An 18,314-nucleotide genomic window follows, 5' to 3' on the forward strand; every position below is an offset into this window, starting at 1 on the left:
GCGTAGCGAAATGGAGAGATCTATCTTCGTAAATCAAATCTTCTCCTTTCGTTAACAACCCAAACCTCATTAAAAGATTTCACTATCATTAGGAGAATTGTCTCTGTTTATCTAAACCTGATAGAACGGCAATACTTTTTAATTGCTATGCCTATAAATCTTGTTGTCTGCAACCGATGAAACAGATGCTTCGTGCCTCAGCATGACAGTTGTTGTTTAAAAAGATTATAGTGATAGCAGGACTGTCGTAACCGATATGCACTAAAACCTGCTTTCCAAAATAAAAAACATCCATTGACTTCCGAAGTTGCCCACTACCCATGTCATTAAGTTAAGGTTTTTAACCACAGATGTGCACAGATAAACACGGATTTTTATATCTGTGTGCATCCTTTTTATCTGTGGTTAAATTATGCCTACTTAAACCGAGGACTTAACGTAATGACATTGCTTCCTTGCCCAACCCCGGCGAAACTTCGGAAGTCTGTGCTCATACTTTATTCTCCAACCATATTTTCTATCGAAAACCAAAAATTTCAAACATTAAAAGCAAATTTAATTGGCAACAATAGGGATATCAGCTTAATTTTTAGCATATTTGAATTCATATCAAATAATTAATAATATAAAAAAAATTAAAATGAAAGTAGCAGTAGTAGGTGCAACCGGATTGGTTGGCACTGTCATGTTAAAAGTATTGGAGGAAAGAAATTTCCCTTTAACAGAGTTGATTCCCGTAGCATCAGAAAAGAGTGTTGGTAAGGAAATTACTTTTAAGGGTAAGAAGTTCCCAATTGTTAGCATGGATACTGCAATCAGCATGAAACCAGATATCGCTTTGTTTTCAGCAGGCGGAAATACTTCATTAGAACATGCACCTCGGTTTAAAGAAGCCGGAACAACCGTTATCGATAACTCTTCTGCCTGGAGAATGGATCCTGCAATTAAATTAATTGTACCGGAAGTTAATGCACACGAACTTTCTATCGATAACAAAATTATCGCTAACCCAAACTGTTCTACCATCCAGATGGTGGTGGTTTTAAAACCTTTGCACGATAAATACAAAATTAAACGTGTGGTGGTTTCTACCTATCAATCGGTTACCGGTACAGGTGTTAAAGCGGTTGAGCAATTAATGAACGAGCGTAAAGGCATTGATGGCCCGAAAGCTTACCCTTATGAAATCGACTTAAATGTTCTTCCCCATATTGATGTTTTCCTGGAAAACGGATATACCAAAGAAGAAATGAAAATGGTTAAGGAAACGAATAAAATCATGAGCGATGATAACATCAAAGTTACCGCTACAACTGTTCGTATCCCGGTAATGGGTGGTCACTCAGAATCAGTAAATATCGAGTTCGAAAATGATTTCGATTTAGCCGAAGTGCGTAGCATTTTAGAAAAATCACCAGGCATAATCGTTGTTGATGATGTAGCCAACTTAAAATACCCAATGCCGAAAGATGCACATGAAAAAGATGAGGTTTTTGTAGGCCGTATCCGTAGAGATGAGTCAGCTCCTAAAGCTTTAAACCTTTGGATTGTTGCCGATAACTTACGCAAAGGTGCCGCAACCAATGCTGTTCAGATTGCCGAATACCTGATTCAGAAAGAATTGGTTTAATCAATAAATAACTTAAGAAAAGCCTCGATTTATTCGGGGCTTTTTTATGCGCTCCAACCATGAAACATATTCCGATTGCTTTAATATACTCCAGACTGCTTATCGGTTTTGGAATCATTCTGTTAAGTGTTTTTCACGTTAGCCATTATTCCTTTTTAGCCATCACCCTATTATCCATTGGTTTGCTAACCGATGTTTTTGATGGAATTATTGCCCGTAAACTCAATATCTCTTCCGAAAAGTTAAGGCGGCTGGACTCTGGTATTGATCAGGTATTTTTTATTTCAGTAGCAGTTGCCACTTACATCCAATGTCCTGATTTCTTTAAAACTAACCTGGTCAAATTAATTGTCCTTGGTGCTTTTGAAGCCTCAACTTATGCATTAAGCTATATTAAATTCAAAAAAGAAATTGCCACCCATTCTATCGGCGCAAAAATCTGGACGCTAACCATATTCGCCACCTTGGTCGAAATTATGGTGCATTGCGAATCGGTCGTGCTCTTTGAAATTTGCCTTTGGCTCGGCCTGGCCACCCGGTTAGAAATACTTGCCATTGTTTTCACCCTCAAAAAATGGACAAATGATGTACCCACCATTTATCATGCGGTGAGATTGAGGCAGGGAAAGGAAATTAAGCGCAACAAATTATTCAACGGGTAAAGTGAGAAATTTAAAAACATATAATTTAGCGATCATAATCACTAAATTATATATAAAAAAGAGATCGTAATCACTAAATTACATATAATTTAGTGATTAGACTTAAGATTTTGCTATATTTGAGATAATCAAAATTTGTAAGATGATTATCAGAAATCTACAAAACCATATAGAATCGAAATTTTTTAAACAAAAAGCTATTATTGTTACTGGTGCAAGACAAGTGGGTAAAACTACTATGTTAAAGCAACTCGTAAAAAAAACAGAATTGTCCTTTGTTTTCCTAAACTGTGACGAAGCTAATGTACGTACCACATTAACCGACATCAGTATTGAGCGGTTAAAATCAATTATCGGTGCTAACAAAATCATTTTTATCGACGAGGCACAACGAGTTACTAATATTGGCTTAACGTTAAAACTGATCGTTGATAATTTTACTGATGTTCAGTTATTGGTTACCGGTTCTTCATCATTAGATCTGGCTCTTGGCATAAAAGAATCGCTGACAGGCAGAAAATTCGAATATCACCTCTTCCCTTTTTCAGTTGCAGAACTTGTTGAAGACACTAATGTGCTTATTGAAGAACAGGCTTTAGAAAAAAGATTAATTTATGGTACTTACCCCGATGCGATCAATTATCCTGGTGAAGAAAAAGAGTTGTTATTAAATTTGGCAAACAGTTATCTTTTTAAAGATATCTTATCACTTACGGGCATCCGAAAACCTTTACAGCTCGAAAAACTGGTACAGGCATTGGCCCTACAAATAGGGAATGAGGTTTCTTATACTGAACTTGGCCAAATGATTGAGGCCGATAAACTCACTGTTGAGCGTTACATCGATCTATTAGAACAATGTTTCGTTGTATTTAGGCTAGGTGCTTACAGCAGTAACCTGCGGAACGAAATTAAAAAGAGCAAAAAGATATACTTCTATGATACAGGAATCCGAAATGCGGTAATCGAAAATTTTGGCATGCTCGGCTTACGTCAGGATGCGGGTCAGTTGTTCGAAAATTATATTGTATCCGAATACATAAAGGCCAGTAATAATAAAAGAAAGCACGCCAAATATTATTTTTGGCGCAGTTTTCAGCAACAGGAAATTGATTTAATAGAAGAAATTGATGGAAAAATAAATGCCATAGAGATTAAATGGAATGAGCATAAAAAAGTAAAGTTTCCTTCAACTTTTTTAGACGCATACCCCACCAATGAAACATACGTTATAAATAAAGCTAACTATACCAGTTTCCTGGTATAAAATAATCGCCTGCAAAAAAATGAAATTTCTCAAAATATTGTTCCTATCGCTGTGCTTAACAATCGCAGCAAACGCTCAAAACAGGATCCAAAACATCGAAAAAGCTTTTAATAATTTATTAAACGATGAGCAGGCAAAACATGCCCTTGTCTCTCTTTGTATTTTGGATGCAAATACCGGTAAAACGCTTTATGCTAAAAATGAGCAGATTGGTTTGGCTACCGCTTCAACACTAAAAACCATTACTGCCGCTACTGCTTTCAGCATTTTAGGAAAAGATTTTCAGTTTCAGACTACCTTGGCCTATACCGGAACCATTACTACAGACGGAATTTTAAAAGGAAACCTCATCATTATCGGTAGCGGCGACCCTACTTTGGGTTCGTGGCGCTATCAAAACAAAGAAAATACTGTTCTAACGCTATGGGTCGCGGCCATAAAAGCCGCAGGCATAAAAAAAATTGAAGGCGCGGTAATCGGTGACGACCGTATTTTTGGCACACAAACCACACCTGAAGGTTGGGTTTGGCAGGATATCGGTAATTATTATGGCGCTGGCACTTCGGGTTTAGCCTGGCGTGAAAATCAGTTCGATATCCATTTAAAGCCAGGGAGCAGCACAGCAGATGAAGTGAAAATTGTAAAAACTGTTCCGGCTACACCCTATGTACAGTTGGTAAATGAACTCAAAACCGGTGCACCTGGTACGGGCGATAGAAGTTATGCTTTTCTTCCACCTTACAGTAACGTTGCCTACCTCCGTGGAAGCTGGGGAATGGGCATTACCAAAAAAGGCATTTCTGTAGCCCTCCCCGACCCTGCTTTTGATTGCGCCTACCGTTTACAGGATACTTTGAAGAGATTGGAAATTTCGACCGATCAGCAGGCCACAACGGCAAGGTTAATGACCTTGAACAATCAGGTCATTCCTTCGGTTACGCAAAAAATAAGCACCATCAGTTCGCCTAACTTAAGTGAGATCACCTATTGGTTTTTAAAGAAAAGTATTAACCTATATGGCGAGTCACTTTTAAAAACCATTGCAATAAAATCAGGCAAAGCAGGTACAACAAGTAAAGGCGTTGAAACTGAAGTCAACTTTTGGGCTGATAAAGGTATTGATAGAACAGCATTGAATATTATCGACGGCAGCGGACTCTCACCAGGCGACCGAATTACAACTTCGGCAATGGCGAGTGTGCTTTTTCAGGTCCAGAAAGAAAACTGGTTCCCTTATTATTATAAAGCACTGCCAGAATACAATGGCATGAAAATTAAAAGCGGAACCATAAACGATGTTTCGGCCTTTGCAGGTTACCATACGGATGCGGCCGGTAACAAATATGTGGTGGTGATCAATATTAATAATTATAGCGGAAACAGTATCAACAAAAAGTTGTTTAAGGTATTAGATGAATTAAAATAAACCTTATTTAAATACTATGACGCTTTTTGTAAAAAACCTTCAAACTGTTGATGGACTTATCTCTAACCTGTACAAGGATGTTTCGATAGAAGAAATGACTAAAAAAGTTACCGAACTGATGGAACAACAGGGATATCAGGTAACTAATGATCAATTTGGCAATTTAATTTTAGAGAAAGGAAGCCGAATCAAAAGGCTTTTATTAGGTGCATTTGCTACCTATTTTAAATTTAGTGTAACCATGTCACAAAGTACTGAAAATGAACTTACGGTAAATATTTTTCAGCAGTCTAGCGGCATGTCGGGTGGTTTAATCGGTATGAACCAGATCAAAACAGAGCTTGCCAGGTTAAACTTTTTGTTTTCGAATATTTAGTAAAGAAAGATTTTGGCTAGGATTACTATTGGATTTTCATAGAAAAGTCGTCATTTCGAGCGGGGTGCAACGCAGTCGAGAACCCGAAGGCTCTGCGAAGCAAAATCTGTCTCAATAGATCTCTCCATTTCGCTGCGCTTCAGTCGAGATGACGACCATTTCAGACACCAATGTAATTATCATTCAAATAGTTCCTTCTAAACACACCCCAAGCTACAATCATATTTATAGGAATGAGCACTAAGCCTAAGCCAAACATAATACACACATAAAAAAGCAAAAACAGGCCAAAAACGCCAATCAAAAATCCTTTAACCTGAATCCCATTCAGCAAAAGCAAACTTCTAAATAAAAGGATAGCGGAAAAAGCAAATGCAGCTAGTTCGAATGAAGTTATCAGTCCAAAACGGGTAGTCATCCAACATATCTCGGGTAATAATAAAATGAGATAATTTAGGCAGAAGCTGAAAAATACCCTGACCTTACTAAAAGGAAAATTGGGCAAAAAAGATAAATACCGGTCATTAAAAGTCCTTTCCTGATAGATTAGTACTATATGCGCTACAACAATGCAGGAAGTAATGAGCATTAATAGCTTCGAATTATCTTTAATATCGGAGAAAAGCATAAAAACGCTCGAAATTAACACCCACGAAAGCAGTTTGGTTAATAAATAAGCCAGTTTAGACCGGTTAAAAACCTGAAAGCTATACAATAAAAAAACAGGTTTATTCCATTGCCTACTTATCCGGATTAACCAGGTAGGTTTATTAGCTTCAACTAAACGATTATTTTCTTTTAGAATGATACAAGCAACAGCGATAATCAACAGCAGCTGAAAGAGCAGAATTCCGATAGAAATTAAGTAATAACCAAATACGATCCCAATAATAATGGCATATAAAGTATAACACCATACCGGAATAAATATATAAGCCAACACCATAAACCAGTAAAGAAACTGTTGTTTTTTTGAAGATGAAGTAAAACTGTAATACAAAAATTCCTGTTGTGGCAAAACAAGCTGGGTTAGAACATATTTTAAGCTTTTATAAGCATATAATGAACTTGCAACAAGATAAAAGACCATAATCAACGGATTGCTCACCAAACTAATGGTAAAGAAAAACTGCCAAAAATCGATCTGATCAGGCATAACCGTACCCAAAGTATTGATGAACAAACAATAACTGATCAAAATCACGAAAACGAATACCAGCATACCTGCATGGGTCCGGTAAAATCCATCAACAAATATTTTTCTTAAAACAGGGTTCGAAAGTGAAAACATTAAAAGTTCAGGGTTAATTTTTTATCCACAATATTAATCTGTTTAAGTCCGGGTAGTTTTAACTCATCTAAAGGTTGATGAGATGATAAAAGAAAACTGATCTTTTCTTTCTTATGTTTTTCGTTGATCCAACGGAATAATATTTCAAGAGATTCGGCATCGATCGTATTTAAAGGTTCATCCAACAAAATCAATTTTGGTTTCCCCAGGAAAGCCAATACCAGCGAAAGTTTTTTGAGCATACCACTGGAATAGGAACCTAAAGGATTGTTGATATAGCCCTGCATCCCCATTTCTGCAACCAGGATTTCTGCCTGACCAGCTCCAGCACCCTTCGCTTTTGCAAAAAGAGTAATCATCTCCGTTCCGCTTAAAAATTCGGGAAATAATGGCTCGGCAGCTGCAAAATTGACCAGTTTTCTGTAGGAAACACCATGATTTTTTAAATAAACAGTGCCCATTGCAATGTCGCCTTTAAAAGATAATATCCCTGCAATTGCTTTCAAAAAAGTACTTTTTCCGGTACCATTGCTTCCTTTTATCCAAAAAATGCCCTCAGGAAGCTTAATATTATCTATCTTTAAAACAAGATGATCGAAATAGGATTTTTCAAATTGACTGAAGTGTAACATAAAAATATTTCATTTCTGACTTCATGTTTATTAAAAAGTTACAGCCTTATCTCATCCCGACAAAATTTTAAACTAATGCAATTAATTTTACGCCCTTACCAACCAAGTGATATCGAAAATCTGGCTAAACACGCCAATAATTTTAACATCTCTAAATACCTGACCAATAAATTCCCTTTCCCATATGAGAAAAAAGATGGAGAGGCTTTTATCCAGTTGGCTTTAAGTCACTCCCCGCTACAGATCAAAGCCATTGTATTAAACGGTGAAGTAATTGGATCGATCGGGGTGCACCAGCTCACAGACATTTACAGCAAAAGTGCAGAAATGGGTTATTGGATTGGTGAGGAACATTGGGGCAAAGGCATTGTTGCGCTTGCCGTGCAAGAAATGTTGAAATACGGTTTTGACACCTTCGATATTGAAAGAATTTTCGCAAGAACAACACATACCAACCTGGCTTCGCAGCAGGTTTTAAAGAAATCGGGCTTTATTTTCGAAGCAGAATTAAAAGGTACCATTTTTAAAAATGGAGAATATTTTGATGAGCTGATTTTTGGTTTCAGGAAAAATCAATTGATCTAAATGCTGCATTAAAACTTTTGCTAAACCCGAAGCTTATTGCGTAAATTCGCACAAACCAAAAACAACAAAGTAATGAAATTATCGATCAAATCAATAGTGCTGTTTGTAGCACTTTTGGGTGCAGCAGATTTTGCAGGTGCCCAGGAAGTAAAATTTCCACAAGCCAGTAGTGGTCAAACCATCATCCAGGATTTTGGATTAGGCAAAATAACTTTAAGCTATTCTCGTCCCAATGTTAAAGGCCGCAAAATTTTTGGCGGAATGGAGCCTATGGGCGCAGTTTGGCGCAACGGTGCAAATGCAGCAACACGCATTAAATTTACCGATGCGGTTAAAATTGAAGGCAAGGATTTACCCGCAGGAGAATATGGCCTGTTCAGTATTCCGGGTAAAAACGAATGGACCATTATTTTTAGCAAAATTGCCGATCAATGGGGAGCATACGAATATAAGGAAAGTGATGATGTGCTTCGTGTAAAAGTAAAAACTATAGCTTTAAAAAATAAAGTAGAAACTTTAACCATGCAATTCTCGGCAGTTAGCGAAACTTCTACAACTCTAAACATGATGTGGGAGAATAGTGCCTATAGCGTTAATATTACAACTTCTATTGATGAAAAAGTAATGGCCAATATTGCTGAAGCGATGAAAGGTGAAAAGAAACCATATTTTGCGGCTGCACAGTATTATTTTCAACATGGAAAAGATTTAAAACAAGCTTTAGCATGGATGACGGAAGCAGAAAAATCAGATCCAAAAGCACCCTGGTTTAAACTATGGAAAGGCCGTATCCAATTAAAAATGGGGGATAAAGCAGGTGCAGCAACTACTGCACAACAAGGTATCGACGTTGCAACAGCTCAAAAGGTTGATGAATATGTACGCCTCAATTCTGAACTTTTGGCTGAAGCTAAAAAATAAATAGATTCTATTTCGGTCGGTGTCTCACCGACCGATAGATACAATCGATATGAGTGACATATTCGATTAATCATTTTACCCATCAGCACGGTCTTGCCTCGGCTCGCCGCCGCCGATGGGCTCCTTCTTTTTGGCGTCAAAAAGAACCAAAAAACGCCGGCTGAAAATTTTTCTTTGGAAGCGAGTAGGCTGGCTAGGTCGGTGTTACCCGAAAAACTTGTTAGGCCGGATTTAAGCAGAACGGAGATATGGTACTTTGGCCTAGTTGGGCGAAAACCCGAACTACAGATAAAATACTTAAAGTCAAAACACTACTAGTAAAAAAACTAATAGTAACATTGTGTAACCAGACATTAATTAAGTGTGGTTTTCCCTATAAATTACCGAACCTAAGTAATTTAAACCCGATTGAAATGGAAAGCCCACAACGAGCGAGGACTTGTAATGGAAAGCGGGACCAACCCCAACCGAAGTAAAATACTGCGTTTGCTTTTCAAAAAAGCATGAATGGCCCACGCTATAAGGATCATGAGTTTGACGGCCAATATTAACTTAAAATTAACCATCTATTAACTCAGACAACTATCATAACATTAAGCCTCAAAACGCTTTATTTATTTAAAAATTATACTAACTTTGATGTTGCGCTTAGTAATTGTACTTTATACACTAAGCAGGTTAAAAAATCAATAAAAAATCAAATAAAAATGAGCATAATCGTTAATGTCCATGCCAGACAGATTCTCGATTCGAGAGGCAATCCAACAGTAGAAGTAGAAGTAGTAACAGAGGCAGGCGCTTTTGGCCGCGCTGCTGTACCAAGCGGTGCATCTACTGGACAATATGAGGCTGTTGAATTACGTGATGGTGATAAATCTACATATTTAGGTAAAGGAGTTTTAAAAGCTGTAGAAAATGTAAATACTAAAATTGCTGATGCATTAAGAGGTATTGATGTTTTTGAGCAAAATACAATTGATAAAATCATGTTAGACCTGGATGGTACCGAAAACAAAGGTAACTTAGGTGCTAATGCTATTTTAGGTGTTTCTTTGGCTGCTGCTAAAGCTGCTGCTGATGAAATCGGTCAACCATTATACCGTTACATTGGTGGTGTTAACGCAAACACTTTACCAATTCCGATGATGAACATCATTAACGGAGGTTCTCACTCTGATGCACCTATCGCTTTCCAGGAATTTATGATTATGCCGGTTGGCGCTCCTTCTTTCTCTGAGGCTTTACGTTGGGGAACTGAAGTTTTCCATAGCTTGAAAAAAATTCTTCACGACAGAGGTTTATCTACTGCAGTAGGTGATGAAGGTGGTTTTGCACCAACTTTCGACGGTACTGAAGATGCAATTGAAACGGTATTAAAAGCAATTGAAACGGCAGGTTACAAACCAGGTTCTCAAATCTGTTTAGCTTTAGATTGTGCATCATCTGAGTTCTACAAAGATGGTAAATATGATTATACTAAATTTGAAGGTGCTACTGGTGTAATTCGTTCAAGCGAAGAGCAGGCACAATATTTAGCTGATCTTTCTGCAAAATATCCGATTATCTCTATCGAAGATGGTATGGACGAAAACGACTGGACTGGCTGGAAAAGCTTAACCGATAAAATTGGAGACCATGTTCAATTGGTAGGTGATGATTTATTTGTAACCAACGTTACGCGTTTACAACGTGGTATCGACGAGGCTACTGCTAACTCAATCCTGGTAAAAGTAAACCAGATCGGTTCTTTAACTGAAACCATCAATGCAGTAACTTTAGCGCAAAACAGTGGTTATACTTCGGTAATGAGTCACCGTTCTGGCGAAACTGAAGATGTTACCATTGCTGATTTAGCTGTTGCATTAAACTGCGGACAGATTAAAACTGGTTCTGCATCACGTTCAGACAGGATTGCAAAATACAATCAATTATTACGCATCGAAGAAGAATTAGGTGAAAACGCACGTTTCATCGGTTCAAAATTCAAATACGCTAAAAAATAATTTCAATCTATATTTGTCATTCTGAGCTTGTCGAAGAACTTTTTGATAGGTGTTTCGACAGACTCAACATGACAATTCTATTATTGTTAACAAGTTGAAAAACTTATTTGCAAAACATCCTGAGATTTTAAATCTTAGGATGTTTTTATTTTAATACTATATTTGTTCTGAGTTATGTTCATTATCTCAAATCACATATCTCAATACTCATATCTCAAACTATGAAACGTTTAATAGATCTTTTCCGCAATAAATATTTCCTTGCTACTGTCGCTTTTGCGATGTGGATGCTATTTTTCGACAAAAACGATATGATGTCGCAGTACGAGTACCGCAGTCAGGCCAATAAACTGCAGGAAGAAAAAGAATATTTCGAGAAAGAAACCGCCCAGGTTAAAAAAGATCTGAATGAACTGAATACCAACCTGAATACAGCTGAAAAATTTGCCCGCGAAAAATACTTCATGAAAAAAGATAATGAAGATGTTTTCGTAATTATCCGGGAAGAGAAAAAGGATTAGTTTTTAGTTTGCAGTTTTCAGTTGGCAATTTAGCCATTCAACAATTCAAGTTACGGTTAACTAGTTTAAACAACTTATACAATTAACCCTTCTAATGCTCCACATTCTTTACATTATCGCCATAACTGCCGAAGCCATGACTGCAGCACTATCTGCTGGCAGACGTGATATGGACTGGGTTGGTGTTTGTATTATTGCCTGGGTTACGGCATTGGGCGGTGGAACGGTTAGAAATGTATTATTTGGCCATTACCCAATGAGCTGGGTAGAACATCCGGAATATTTAGTGATTACAGCGGTAGCGGCTTTACTGGCGGCATTTATCGCCTCTATTATGACTAAACTCAAAAAGCTTTTTCTTTACCTTGATGCTTTGGGTTTAGTGGTATTTACTATCATTGGTTGTCAGGTAGCGCAGCAAATCCATTTGCCTTATTTAATTGTACTGTTTAGCGGAATGATTACCGGTTGTGCCGGTGGGGTACTTCGTGATGTACTTTGTAACGAAGTTCCATTTCTCTTTAGAAAAGAAATTTATGCCAGTGCAGCGATAGTTACCGGCGCCATTTATATCGGCATAGAACATTTTCATGGAAGTGAGATGTTGGCGACCATTTCGGCTGCTGCTATTGGATTAGCATTACGCTTACTTTCCATCCGTTTCGAATGGCACATGCCCAAGTTCGTGTATAGGGATGAATGGCACTAGGTTAGTTTTTCCGTGGTGTCAGATGTTACCATCTGACACTATCAAAGTTAAAACACCTTCAATTATTTACAAGAAGATATCTATCAGTCAGATGGTAACATCTGACTGCACATCCACCACCCAGGACTATCAATCAAAAATATCTCTATAATCGGTGATGTTAATAGCATTCTCTAAATTACCTAAATAAAACGCAGCACTACTGTACTTATAATCTTCAGGATACTCATTAAAATTCCAATGAGATTGTAATGGATTTTGATGAATATACTCTAATTTAATTTCGAGAAGCTCTTTACTTCCAATCCAAACATCATCAAATCTATCTTCCCAAATTTTAAAAACCTGTTTATCATTTTCAACTCTTATCAAATTTAGTAGTGGGCTTTTATTGTATTCAAGATATTTTCTTATTTCAAAAGCGCAAAACTTTTTCAGATCACGCATAGTATCCGACAATTTATTTTCATCATTAAAATGGAACAAAACATGGAAATGGTTAGGCATAATCACATAGCCAAGAATTGAAATCTTATATTTTAAAGTGACAAAATTTAAACTATTGGCAATTATCAATTTGCACGAATCACTTTCAAGTAGTTTTAAATGTTTGTAACAACTGGTGGTAACAAAAAAACACTTTTTATCCAGAAATGAGCTTCTGTTTCTTAACCCCATAATTATTGTACTTTTTGTATCGTGGTGTCAGATGTTCCATCTGACACGTTTCGAATTAATTGAATATCATCATTATTTGCAAAAAAACAATCTACCAGTCAGATGGTAACATCTGACTGCACATCAACTAAAGCTCTCCATTTCTTTTCCTTAAAAACCACTCTGTACTCAATAAGATCAGCACTAAGCCAAATAACCATTTCATACTAATTAGTTCATCGTACTTGCGATCTTCGTAACTGATGGTTTTAATGTTCTCGTTTTTAGCAATCTCGTCAGCTATTTTAAGCAGGTTTTCGGGCATAAACAACTTGCCATTGCTTTGTTTAGACATCGTATTTAAAAGCTGGTGATTGGCAGTTGTCTGTTGGTATTCTGCAATCAGTGCATTTACATAGAAACTGCCCGAAGCGGTGAATTTCTTTCCTCCCAGTTCTGCATTAGCCAGGTAAGAATAATTGCCAGCGGCCATGGTTCCTGCATCTAATTGATAGCCATTTTCTGTTTTAGAGAAGATATAGTTAAATACTTTTCCAGCTTCATTTTTTACCAAAAGTTTAACTTCCGGCTCATTAACAGGTTGATAATTATCATTATAAAGCGTGCCATTAAACTGGATCGATTCATTTTCATCGTAAGCCGATTTAGAGGTAAAAACCTTAAATCTTCGTTTATCATCTTTTACAGACAGGTACTGAACCGTTTTTGAAATCAGATCATTTAAAACCGATTGATTACTTTCATTTTCAGCCTCTGAAAGTTTCCAGCGCCATAGCCCCTCTCCCATCAGATAACCTGCCTTTAAGCCATTTTCATTTGCAAAGAACAATAATGGTAGCTGGGTACTCACTTTGCCAATACGCTGATTGAAAACGGGTGTTGCCCCTGCGTTTACGGTCAACCTTCCAAAGGGACCAAGCAAAGGATCGAAAGTTGAAAACTGTTTTTTATCTTCTTCAGTTAGATTAAAACTGGTAAAACCATTGGCAAAATCAGCATACACTTCCTGAATAGAACCATTAGCAGCGCCTAAGTTGACCTGATTTTGAATTTGATTAAAAGCATTTACATTGCTCTGTGCACCCAAAATATACCAGACAGGCTTCTTCAAACCAGCTAATTTCTTTAAAAAGATGGATGAAATGTTTTGGACATCGGGCAATTGATATAAGATGATTAAATCGAATTTGGATGGATCTGTTGCGTTTAAATCATCGGCCAGGGCAAGTTTAGCTTCGTAATGTTTATTGAGTGAAATAGCTTCTTTTAACACGCCCAAATCGGGATGTGGTGCAACCGCTGCAAGCAATACTTTCTGTCTGCCGTCAATCACCTCCACATAAAAGGTCTGAACGTTATTTCGTGTAGTGATTTCATTTTTTAACGCACCCAATTGAATAGTGTATTTCTGCACACCAATTTTACCGGCATGGATTTTAACAGGAACCGTTTTAACAAAAGAATTGCCACTAATCGGTATGTTTTGCTCTTCAATCTTTGCTCCATTCTGACTAACAGTTAAAGGCGTATTTTCGCCATTGCTTTGAAAGGCCTGAACCTGAACTTCGATCGTGAAATCATCATCCAGGTATACAATGTTACTGTAATTCACATTCGAAATCAGCACATCCCGCTTCGGGATACTATCTCCCAGGGCAATGGTATAAATCGGCGCATTGATCTGATTGATGCTGTAAAGCGGATTTCCACCGTGATTGAAAATACCATCAGTGGCTAAAATTATCGCACCAACATTTCTGTTGGTGTATTCGTCTCTAACTTTCTTAAAAAAAGCGGAAGCATCGGTTAATTTACCCTGATTTTTAAAATCGAAACCATCGGCTACCTGATCGCCAAAGTGAAGCGTTTTCACCTCGTATTTGTCTGATAGTTTATCTTGTAAAGCTTTAAGATGTTGTTCGTATAATTTTTGGTCGAAACCTGTTGCCTTAACCTGACCAATAGAAAGAGAATTATCTTGTCCGATAATAATTACCGGTTTATCTAATGTATAATTTAATGTTTTGATGAGGGGAGCAAATATTAACCATGCAATGGTGGTTACTGCGATAATCCGCAATGCTGTTAAACCATACTGAAGTTTTTTATCTAAATTTTTGTTGCCGCGATACAACAACCAGGCGTAGAATAAGCCCAGCGCCAGGCAACCGAGAAAAAACAAAATAGATGTACCTGAAAAAAAACTGTTCATACTTTTATAAAGATGGTAATTTTGAGGAAATTTTCAAGGTTATTAACCGCAAAGTGCGCAAAGAATTTACGCAAAGTATCGCAAAGATAATGTGCACCCTTCATTTTTTAAGCTTAGCGACCTTTGCGCCATCGTAATAAGGAAATCTCAGCGGCCTTTGCGGTTAAAAAAGATAAATTCGTTAGTTTTAACAAAATCAATCCTTATGAAAATAATCTGTCTAACATTTCTGCTATCTCTAAGCCTTATGGTGAATGCCCAAAATAATTTTAAAGCCACTCAAATCAAATTTGAAAGAGTAGAGAAAGCATACAGCGAAAAATGGGAAACATTGAGAAAATTTGTTCAGGCCGGTGGTTATGGAGATAAATTCTCCATGGTGATCAATGCTTATAAAACGGAAGGCAAACTTGAAGTGTGGTTAAAGAATAATTCGGCTAGAACCTATTCTTTGTTCAGAACTTATGATTTTTGTGCGCATTCTGGCACCATTGGCCCGAAAGTGGTTGAAGGCGATGGACAAACGCCAGAAGGTTTTTATTACATTAATGTTTTTAACCCGATGAGCAATTTCCATCTTTCCTTGGGCGTGAATTATCCAAATACTGTAGATTATGCACGAACGGGAAAAAATAGAAAACCTGGAAGTGATATCTATATCCACGGCAATTGTGTTACCGTTGGTTGCATTCCTTTAACAGATGAAAAAATTAAAGAAGTATATGTTTTGGGAGTTGAAGCCAGAAATGCTGGTCAGGAAAAGATTCCTGTTAACATCTATCCTTTCAAAATGACGGAAGGAAATATGAAAAAATACGTTGCTCAATTTCCAGCGCAGGCAAATTTATGGAAATCATTACAAGCAGGATATTCAGCTTTTGAAAAGAATAAAACCCAGCTGAATGTGAGTGAAGCTAAAGGGAAGTATATTGTAAAATAACAAAGAAGTCAGGTTTTCCATAGCACAATGACCATTAAAACCTGACTTCTCTATATTTATATAAAACTGGAGGAAACCCTCCACCTTAAACCTTCATACCTTCTACCTCCCTACAGCATCCCGCCGCAAACAGATAAAGTTTGGCCAGTTACATAAGCACTCATATCTGAAGCCAGGAACACGCAAACATTTGCAATATCTTCAGTCTCTCCGGCACGTTTTAACGGAATATCTTTTTCCCAACCTTCAACTACTTTCGGATCAAGAATATCTGTCATTTCGGTACGGATAAATCCTGGTGCAACCACGTTGGCCCGGATATTTCTAGAACCTAATTCTTTAGCAATTGATTTGGTAAAACCGATGATACCTGCTTTTGATGCAGCGTAATTAGCTTGTCCGGCATTACCTGTAGTACCCACAATAGAACCCATATTGATAAAAACACCTTTACGGGCTTTCATCATTATTTTAGAAGCGGCCTTGGTTACGTTGAAGATTGATTTTAAGTTGATATTAATCACATCATCCCAGTTTTCTTCGCTCATGCGCATCAATAAACCATCCTTAGTAATGCCCGCATTATTCACTACGATATCAATAGTACCAAATTCGGCTACGATATCATTGATCAATTGTTCAGCTTCAGCAAATTTAGAAGCATCAGAACGGTAACCTTTAATCTTTGTTCCGAAGCTTTGTAATTCCTGCTCTAAAGCCTCACCTTTTTCTACTGATGATAAATATGTAAAAGCTACATTAGCGCCCTGTTCGGCAAATTTCTCTGCTATTTTCCGGCCGATTCCTTTAGATGCGCCTGTAATTAATGCTGTTTTTCCTTCTAATAATTTCATTATGAAATGTTGTAAAGTTGAAATATTTTAATGTTGTAAAGTTATAATTTATAGCAATAAAAGATTATGCTTTTTTCTGGCTAAGCTGAAAAATGTTCCCCTCTATGTCCTCCCCATCGCAAAAAAGAAAATCAATGCCTTCAAAAGATTTGATATCTTTCATTTTTGCACCTCTTTCTATAAGTCGTTTTCGAACCTCTTCAATATCTTCTTCAATACTAAAAACTAGTTTCACATTACTTTCTGCACGAAAAGAGTCCTCATTTCTGAATGATTCCCCAATCCGATGAAAAGCAATTTCGATGACTCCCGCGTTAAAAACCAGCCACTCGTTTTCAATTTCTTCTATTAACGAAAAATTAAAAATAGACTGATAAAAGACCTTTAGGGCACCAATATCATTACCAAATAAAATTATTCTGCTCAGTTTCATATCAATAAATTATAACGCTGGTTCCTGCTGACTTAAACAATGAAAACTTCCCAATCCCCAAATAATATCGACTGAGTTGATTCCAATCACTTTGCGATCAGGGAAACAGCCCTGGATAATATCTAAAGCTTTCTGGTCATTTACATCATCAAAAATTGGCACAATCACCGCAACATTAGCAATGTAAAAGTTCGCATAAGATGCAGGCAAACGTGTATCATCGTAAATTACTGGTGATGGCATCGGCAATTCAACAATGTTCAATGGTCTGCCATCTTTCAGCTTCATGGCTTTTAAGGCCTCCAGATTCTCTTGTAATAAGATATAATTTTCATCAAGCGGATTGCTTTCTACAACCGTTAAAACCGTATCCTCGTTCACAAATCGAGTAATATCATCAATATGGCCATCGGTATCATCACCTACAATTCCATCGCCTAACCATAAAACCTGGTCCTGTCCATAATATTCAAGCAAATACTTTTCGATCTGCTCTTTGGTTAAATGCGGATTGCGGTTTTCATTCAACAAACAAGCTGTGGTGGTTAAAACCGTACCTGCGCCGTTAAACTCTACCGAACCTCCTTCCATTACAATATCTGGAGTAAATAAAGGGAGATTGAAATGTTTGGCAATCTTTGTCGGAATTACATCATCCAGGTCAAATGGAGGATATTTTCCGCCCCAGGCATTGTAACCCCAATCTACAACAGCCTTTTCATTTCCTTTTAGCAAAAATGCTGGACCGTGATCGCGGCACCAGGCATCATTGGTTTCATTGAAATAAAATTCGATCTGGCTTAAATCGGCATCTACTTTTGTCAATTCTGAAATGGCAAAAGCTTTCATTTCTTCATCCTTAACATTAATACGCACTTTTTCGCCTTCGGCAACAGCTTTGATAAATTGGCAATATGGTTCGTAAATAGTCTCGATTTTATCTGGCCAAGAGGCTTCTTTATGTGGCCAGCTTAACCAGGTTGCCTCATGTTTAGCCCATTCGGCAGGGAAAGCATAACCTTGCTTCTTTGGAGAATAATCGAACTGATTGATATTTAAATCTTTTCTTGGAGGAAAGTTTGACATCTAATTTTAATTTATAAATGAATGGTCCGTGAGGACACGAACCATGGATTTGGATGGTCGTCATCTCGATCCGATAGCTATCGGATGA

The 18,314-nt window shown here is 37.3% G+C and carries 18 protein-coding genes; 11 read left to right on the top strand and 7 right to left on the bottom strand.

The features are described from left to right. Nucleotides 1-640: 640 nt before the first annotated feature. The 5 genes from BCL90_RS08475 to BCL90_RS08495 all read left to right on the top strand — a co-directional run bounded on the left by BCL90_RS08475 (nucleotide 641) and on the right by BCL90_RS08495 (nucleotide 5,361). Complete coding sequence (locus tag BCL90_RS08475) at nucleotides 641-1,630, top strand: aspartate-semialdehyde dehydrogenase (RefSeq protein WP_121283603.1); 990 nt, start codon at nucleotides 641-643, stop codon at nucleotides 1,628-1,630. A 59-nt stretch (nucleotides 1,631-1,689) separates the two neighbouring features. Then, nucleotides 1,690-2,292 (top strand): CDP-alcohol phosphatidyltransferase family protein, encoded by a 603-nt coding sequence (locus tag BCL90_RS08480; protein WP_121283604.1) that lies wholly within the window; start codon nucleotides 1,690-1,692, stop codon nucleotides 2,290-2,292. Nucleotides 2,293-2,434: 142 nt separating this feature from the next. Further along, nucleotides 2,435-3,559 (top strand): ATP-binding protein, encoded by a 1,125-nt coding sequence (locus BCL90_RS08485; RefSeq protein WP_121283605.1) that lies wholly within the window; start codon nucleotides 2,435-2,437, stop codon nucleotides 3,557-3,559. A gap of 19 nt (nucleotides 3,560-3,578) precedes the next feature. Further along, a complete protein-coding gene (gene dacB / locus BCL90_RS08490; RefSeq protein WP_121283606.1) occupies nucleotides 3,579-4,985 on the top strand; it encodes a D-alanyl-D-alanine carboxypeptidase/D-alanyl-D-alanine endopeptidase in 1,407 nt (468 codons plus the stop codon). Between the two features lie 16 nt (nucleotides 4,986-5,001). Beyond that, on the top strand, nucleotides 5,002-5,361 hold the full coding sequence (locus tag BCL90_RS08495; protein WP_121283607.1) for a hypothetical protein: 360 nt from the start codon (nucleotides 5,002-5,004) through the stop codon (nucleotides 5,359-5,361). Nucleotides 5,362-5,521: 160 nt separating this feature from the next. On the opposite strand, the gene BCL90_RS08500 is transcribed toward BCL90_RS08495, so the two are convergent. Both BCL90_RS08500 and BCL90_RS08505 read right to left on the bottom strand, forming a co-directional pair. Continuing rightward, entirely contained in the window at nucleotides 5,522-6,652 is a 1,131-nt protein-coding gene (locus BCL90_RS08500) for a hypothetical protein (RefSeq protein WP_121283608.1), read from the bottom strand. After that, on the bottom strand, nucleotides 6,652-7,284 hold the full coding sequence (locus BCL90_RS08505) for an ABC transporter ATP-binding protein (protein WP_121283609.1): 633 nt from the start codon (nucleotides 7,282-7,284) through the stop codon (nucleotides 6,652-6,654). The genes BCL90_RS08500 and BCL90_RS08505 overlap by 1 nt, the downstream gene beginning before the upstream one ends. Before the next feature lie 75 nt (nucleotides 7,285-7,359). Here BCL90_RS08505 and BCL90_RS08510 point away from each other — a divergent pair, with 75 nt between their 5' ends. The 5 genes from BCL90_RS08510 (at nucleotide 7,360) to BCL90_RS08535 (ending at nucleotide 12,023) form a co-directional block, all read left to right on the top strand. Then, nucleotides 7,360-7,869, top strand: coding sequence for a GNAT family N-acetyltransferase (locus BCL90_RS08510; protein ID WP_121283610.1), 510 nt, complete (start codon nucleotides 7,360-7,362; stop codon nucleotides 7,867-7,869). 72 nt (nucleotides 7,870-7,941) lie between these two features. Next, complete coding sequence (locus tag BCL90_RS08515) at nucleotides 7,942-8,790, top strand: DUF2911 domain-containing protein (protein ID WP_121284565.1); 849 nt, start codon at nucleotides 7,942-7,944, stop codon at nucleotides 8,788-8,790. Between the two features lie 707 nt (nucleotides 8,791-9,497). Continuing rightward, nucleotides 9,498-10,793, top strand: a complete 1,296-nt coding sequence (gene eno, locus BCL90_RS08525; RefSeq protein WP_025145766.1) for a phosphopyruvate hydratase — start codon at nucleotides 9,498-9,500, stop codon at nucleotides 10,791-10,793. 221 nt (nucleotides 10,794-11,014) lie between these two features. Then, the gene (locus BCL90_RS08530; protein WP_029286805.1) at nucleotides 11,015-11,314 is read left to right on the top strand and encodes an FtsB family cell division protein; all 300 of its coding nucleotides are present in this window, start codon (nucleotides 11,015-11,017) and stop codon (nucleotides 11,312-11,314) included. 94 nt (nucleotides 11,315-11,408) lie between these two features. Then, nucleotides 11,409-12,023 carry a trimeric intracellular cation channel family protein gene (locus BCL90_RS08535; protein WP_121283612.1) on the top strand — a complete coding sequence of 205 codons (615 nt, stop codon included), beginning with the start codon at nucleotides 11,409-11,411 and terminating at the stop codon, nucleotides 12,021-12,023. Nucleotides 12,024-12,152: 129 nt separating this feature from the next. Here the strand turns inward: BCL90_RS08535 and BCL90_RS08540 are convergent, their stop codons facing one another. Both BCL90_RS08540 and BCL90_RS08545 read right to left on the bottom strand, forming a co-directional pair. Next, the gene (locus BCL90_RS08540; RefSeq protein WP_121283613.1) at nucleotides 12,153-12,701 is read right to left on the bottom strand and encodes an REP-associated tyrosine transposase; all 549 of its coding nucleotides are present in this window, start codon (nucleotides 12,699-12,701) and stop codon (nucleotides 12,153-12,155) included. Nucleotides 12,702-12,828: 127 nt separating this feature from the next. Next, on the bottom strand, nucleotides 12,829-14,913 hold the full coding sequence (locus BCL90_RS08545; protein WP_121283614.1) for a hypothetical protein: 2,085 nt from the start codon (nucleotides 14,911-14,913) through the stop codon (nucleotides 12,829-12,831). A 205-nt stretch (nucleotides 14,914-15,118) separates the two neighbouring features. On the opposite strand from BCL90_RS08545, the gene BCL90_RS08550 reads away from it, so the two are divergent. Next, nucleotides 15,119-15,853 (top strand): L,D-transpeptidase family protein, encoded by a 735-nt coding sequence (locus tag BCL90_RS08550; protein ID WP_121283615.1) that lies wholly within the window; start codon nucleotides 15,119-15,121, stop codon nucleotides 15,851-15,853. Between the two features lie 110 nt (nucleotides 15,854-15,963). Here BCL90_RS08550 and fabG read toward each other — a convergent pair whose 3' ends face one another. The 3 genes from fabG to BCL90_RS08565 form a co-directional block, all read right to left on the bottom strand. Continuing rightward, nucleotides 15,964-16,707, bottom strand: coding sequence for a 3-oxoacyl-[acyl-carrier-protein] reductase (gene fabG, locus BCL90_RS08555; protein ID WP_121283616.1), 744 nt, complete (start codon nucleotides 16,705-16,707; stop codon nucleotides 15,964-15,966). Nucleotides 16,708-16,771: 64 nt separating this feature from the next. Continuing rightward, nucleotides 16,772-17,140 (bottom strand): VOC family protein, encoded by a 369-nt coding sequence (locus BCL90_RS08560; RefSeq protein ID WP_121283617.1) that lies wholly within the window; start codon nucleotides 17,138-17,140, stop codon nucleotides 16,772-16,774. A gap of 9 nt (nucleotides 17,141-17,149) precedes the next feature. Further along, nucleotides 17,150-18,226: an agmatine deiminase family protein gene (locus BCL90_RS08565; RefSeq protein ID WP_121283618.1), complete on the bottom strand. Its 1,077-nt coding sequence runs from the start codon at nucleotides 18,224-18,226 to the stop codon at nucleotides 17,150-17,152. Nucleotides 18,227-18,314: the final 88 nt, after the last annotated feature.

It is taken from the genome of Pedobacter alluvionis (genome assembly GCF_003664035.1).
Classification (GTDB): Bacteria; Bacteroidota; Bacteroidia; order Sphingobacteriales; family Sphingobacteriaceae; genus Pedobacter; species Pedobacter alluvionis.

Coding starts and splice junctions, on each gene's coding strand:
- BCL90_RS08545 (WP_121283614.1), bottom strand. CDS start 14,913: ATGAACAGTTTTTTTTCAGGTACATCTATTTTGTTTTTTCTCGGTTGC.
- BCL90_RS08515 (WP_121284565.1), top strand. CDS start 7,942: ATGAAATTATCGATCAAATCAATAGTGCTGTTTGTAGCACTTTTGGGT.
- BCL90_RS08505 (WP_121283609.1), bottom strand. CDS start 7,284: ATGTTACACTTCAGTCAATTTGAAAAATCCTATTTCGATCATCTTGTT.
- fabG (WP_121283616.1), bottom strand. CDS start 16,707: ATGAAATTATTAGAAGGAAAAACAGCATTAATTACAGGCGCATCTAAA.
- BCL90_RS08480 (WP_121283604.1), top strand. CDS start 1,690: ATGAAACATATTCCGATTGCTTTAATATACTCCAGACTGCTTATCGGT.
- BCL90_RS08500 (WP_121283608.1), bottom strand. CDS start 6,652: ATGTTTTCACTTTCGAACCCTGTTTTAAGAAAAATATTTGTTGATGGA.
- dacB (WP_121283606.1), top strand. CDS start 3,579: ATGAAATTTCTCAAAATATTGTTCCTATCGCTGTGCTTAACAATCGCA.
- BCL90_RS08560 (WP_121283617.1), bottom strand. CDS start 17,140: ATGAAACTGAGCAGAATAATTTTATTTGGTAATGATATTGGTGCCCTA.
- BCL90_RS08510 (WP_121283610.1), top strand. CDS start 7,360: ATGCAATTAATTTTACGCCCTTACCAACCAAGTGATATCGAAAATCTG.
- BCL90_RS08565 (WP_121283618.1), bottom strand. CDS start 18,226: ATGTCAAACTTTCCTCCAAGAAAAGATTTAAATATCAATCAGTTCGAT.
- BCL90_RS08535 (WP_121283612.1), top strand. CDS start 11,409: ATGCTCCACATTCTTTACATTATCGCCATAACTGCCGAAGCCATGACT.
- BCL90_RS08475 (WP_121283603.1), top strand. CDS start 641: ATGAAAGTAGCAGTAGTAGGTGCAACCGGATTGGTTGGCACTGTCATG.
- BCL90_RS08540 (WP_121283613.1), bottom strand. CDS start 12,701: ATGGGGTTAAGAAACAGAAGCTCATTTCTGGATAAAAAGTGTTTTTTT.
- BCL90_RS08530 (WP_029286805.1), top strand. CDS start 11,015: ATGAAACGTTTAATAGATCTTTTCCGCAATAAATATTTCCTTGCTACT.
- eno (WP_025145766.1), top strand. CDS start 9,498: ATGAGCATAATCGTTAATGTCCATGCCAGACAGATTCTCGATTCGAGA.
- BCL90_RS08495 (WP_121283607.1), top strand. CDS start 5,002: ATGACGCTTTTTGTAAAAAACCTTCAAACTGTTGATGGACTTATCTCT.
- BCL90_RS08550 (WP_121283615.1), top strand. CDS start 15,119: ATGAAAATAATCTGTCTAACATTTCTGCTATCTCTAAGCCTTATGGTG.
- BCL90_RS08485 (WP_121283605.1), top strand. CDS start 2,435: ATGATTATCAGAAATCTACAAAACCATATAGAATCGAAATTTTTTAAA.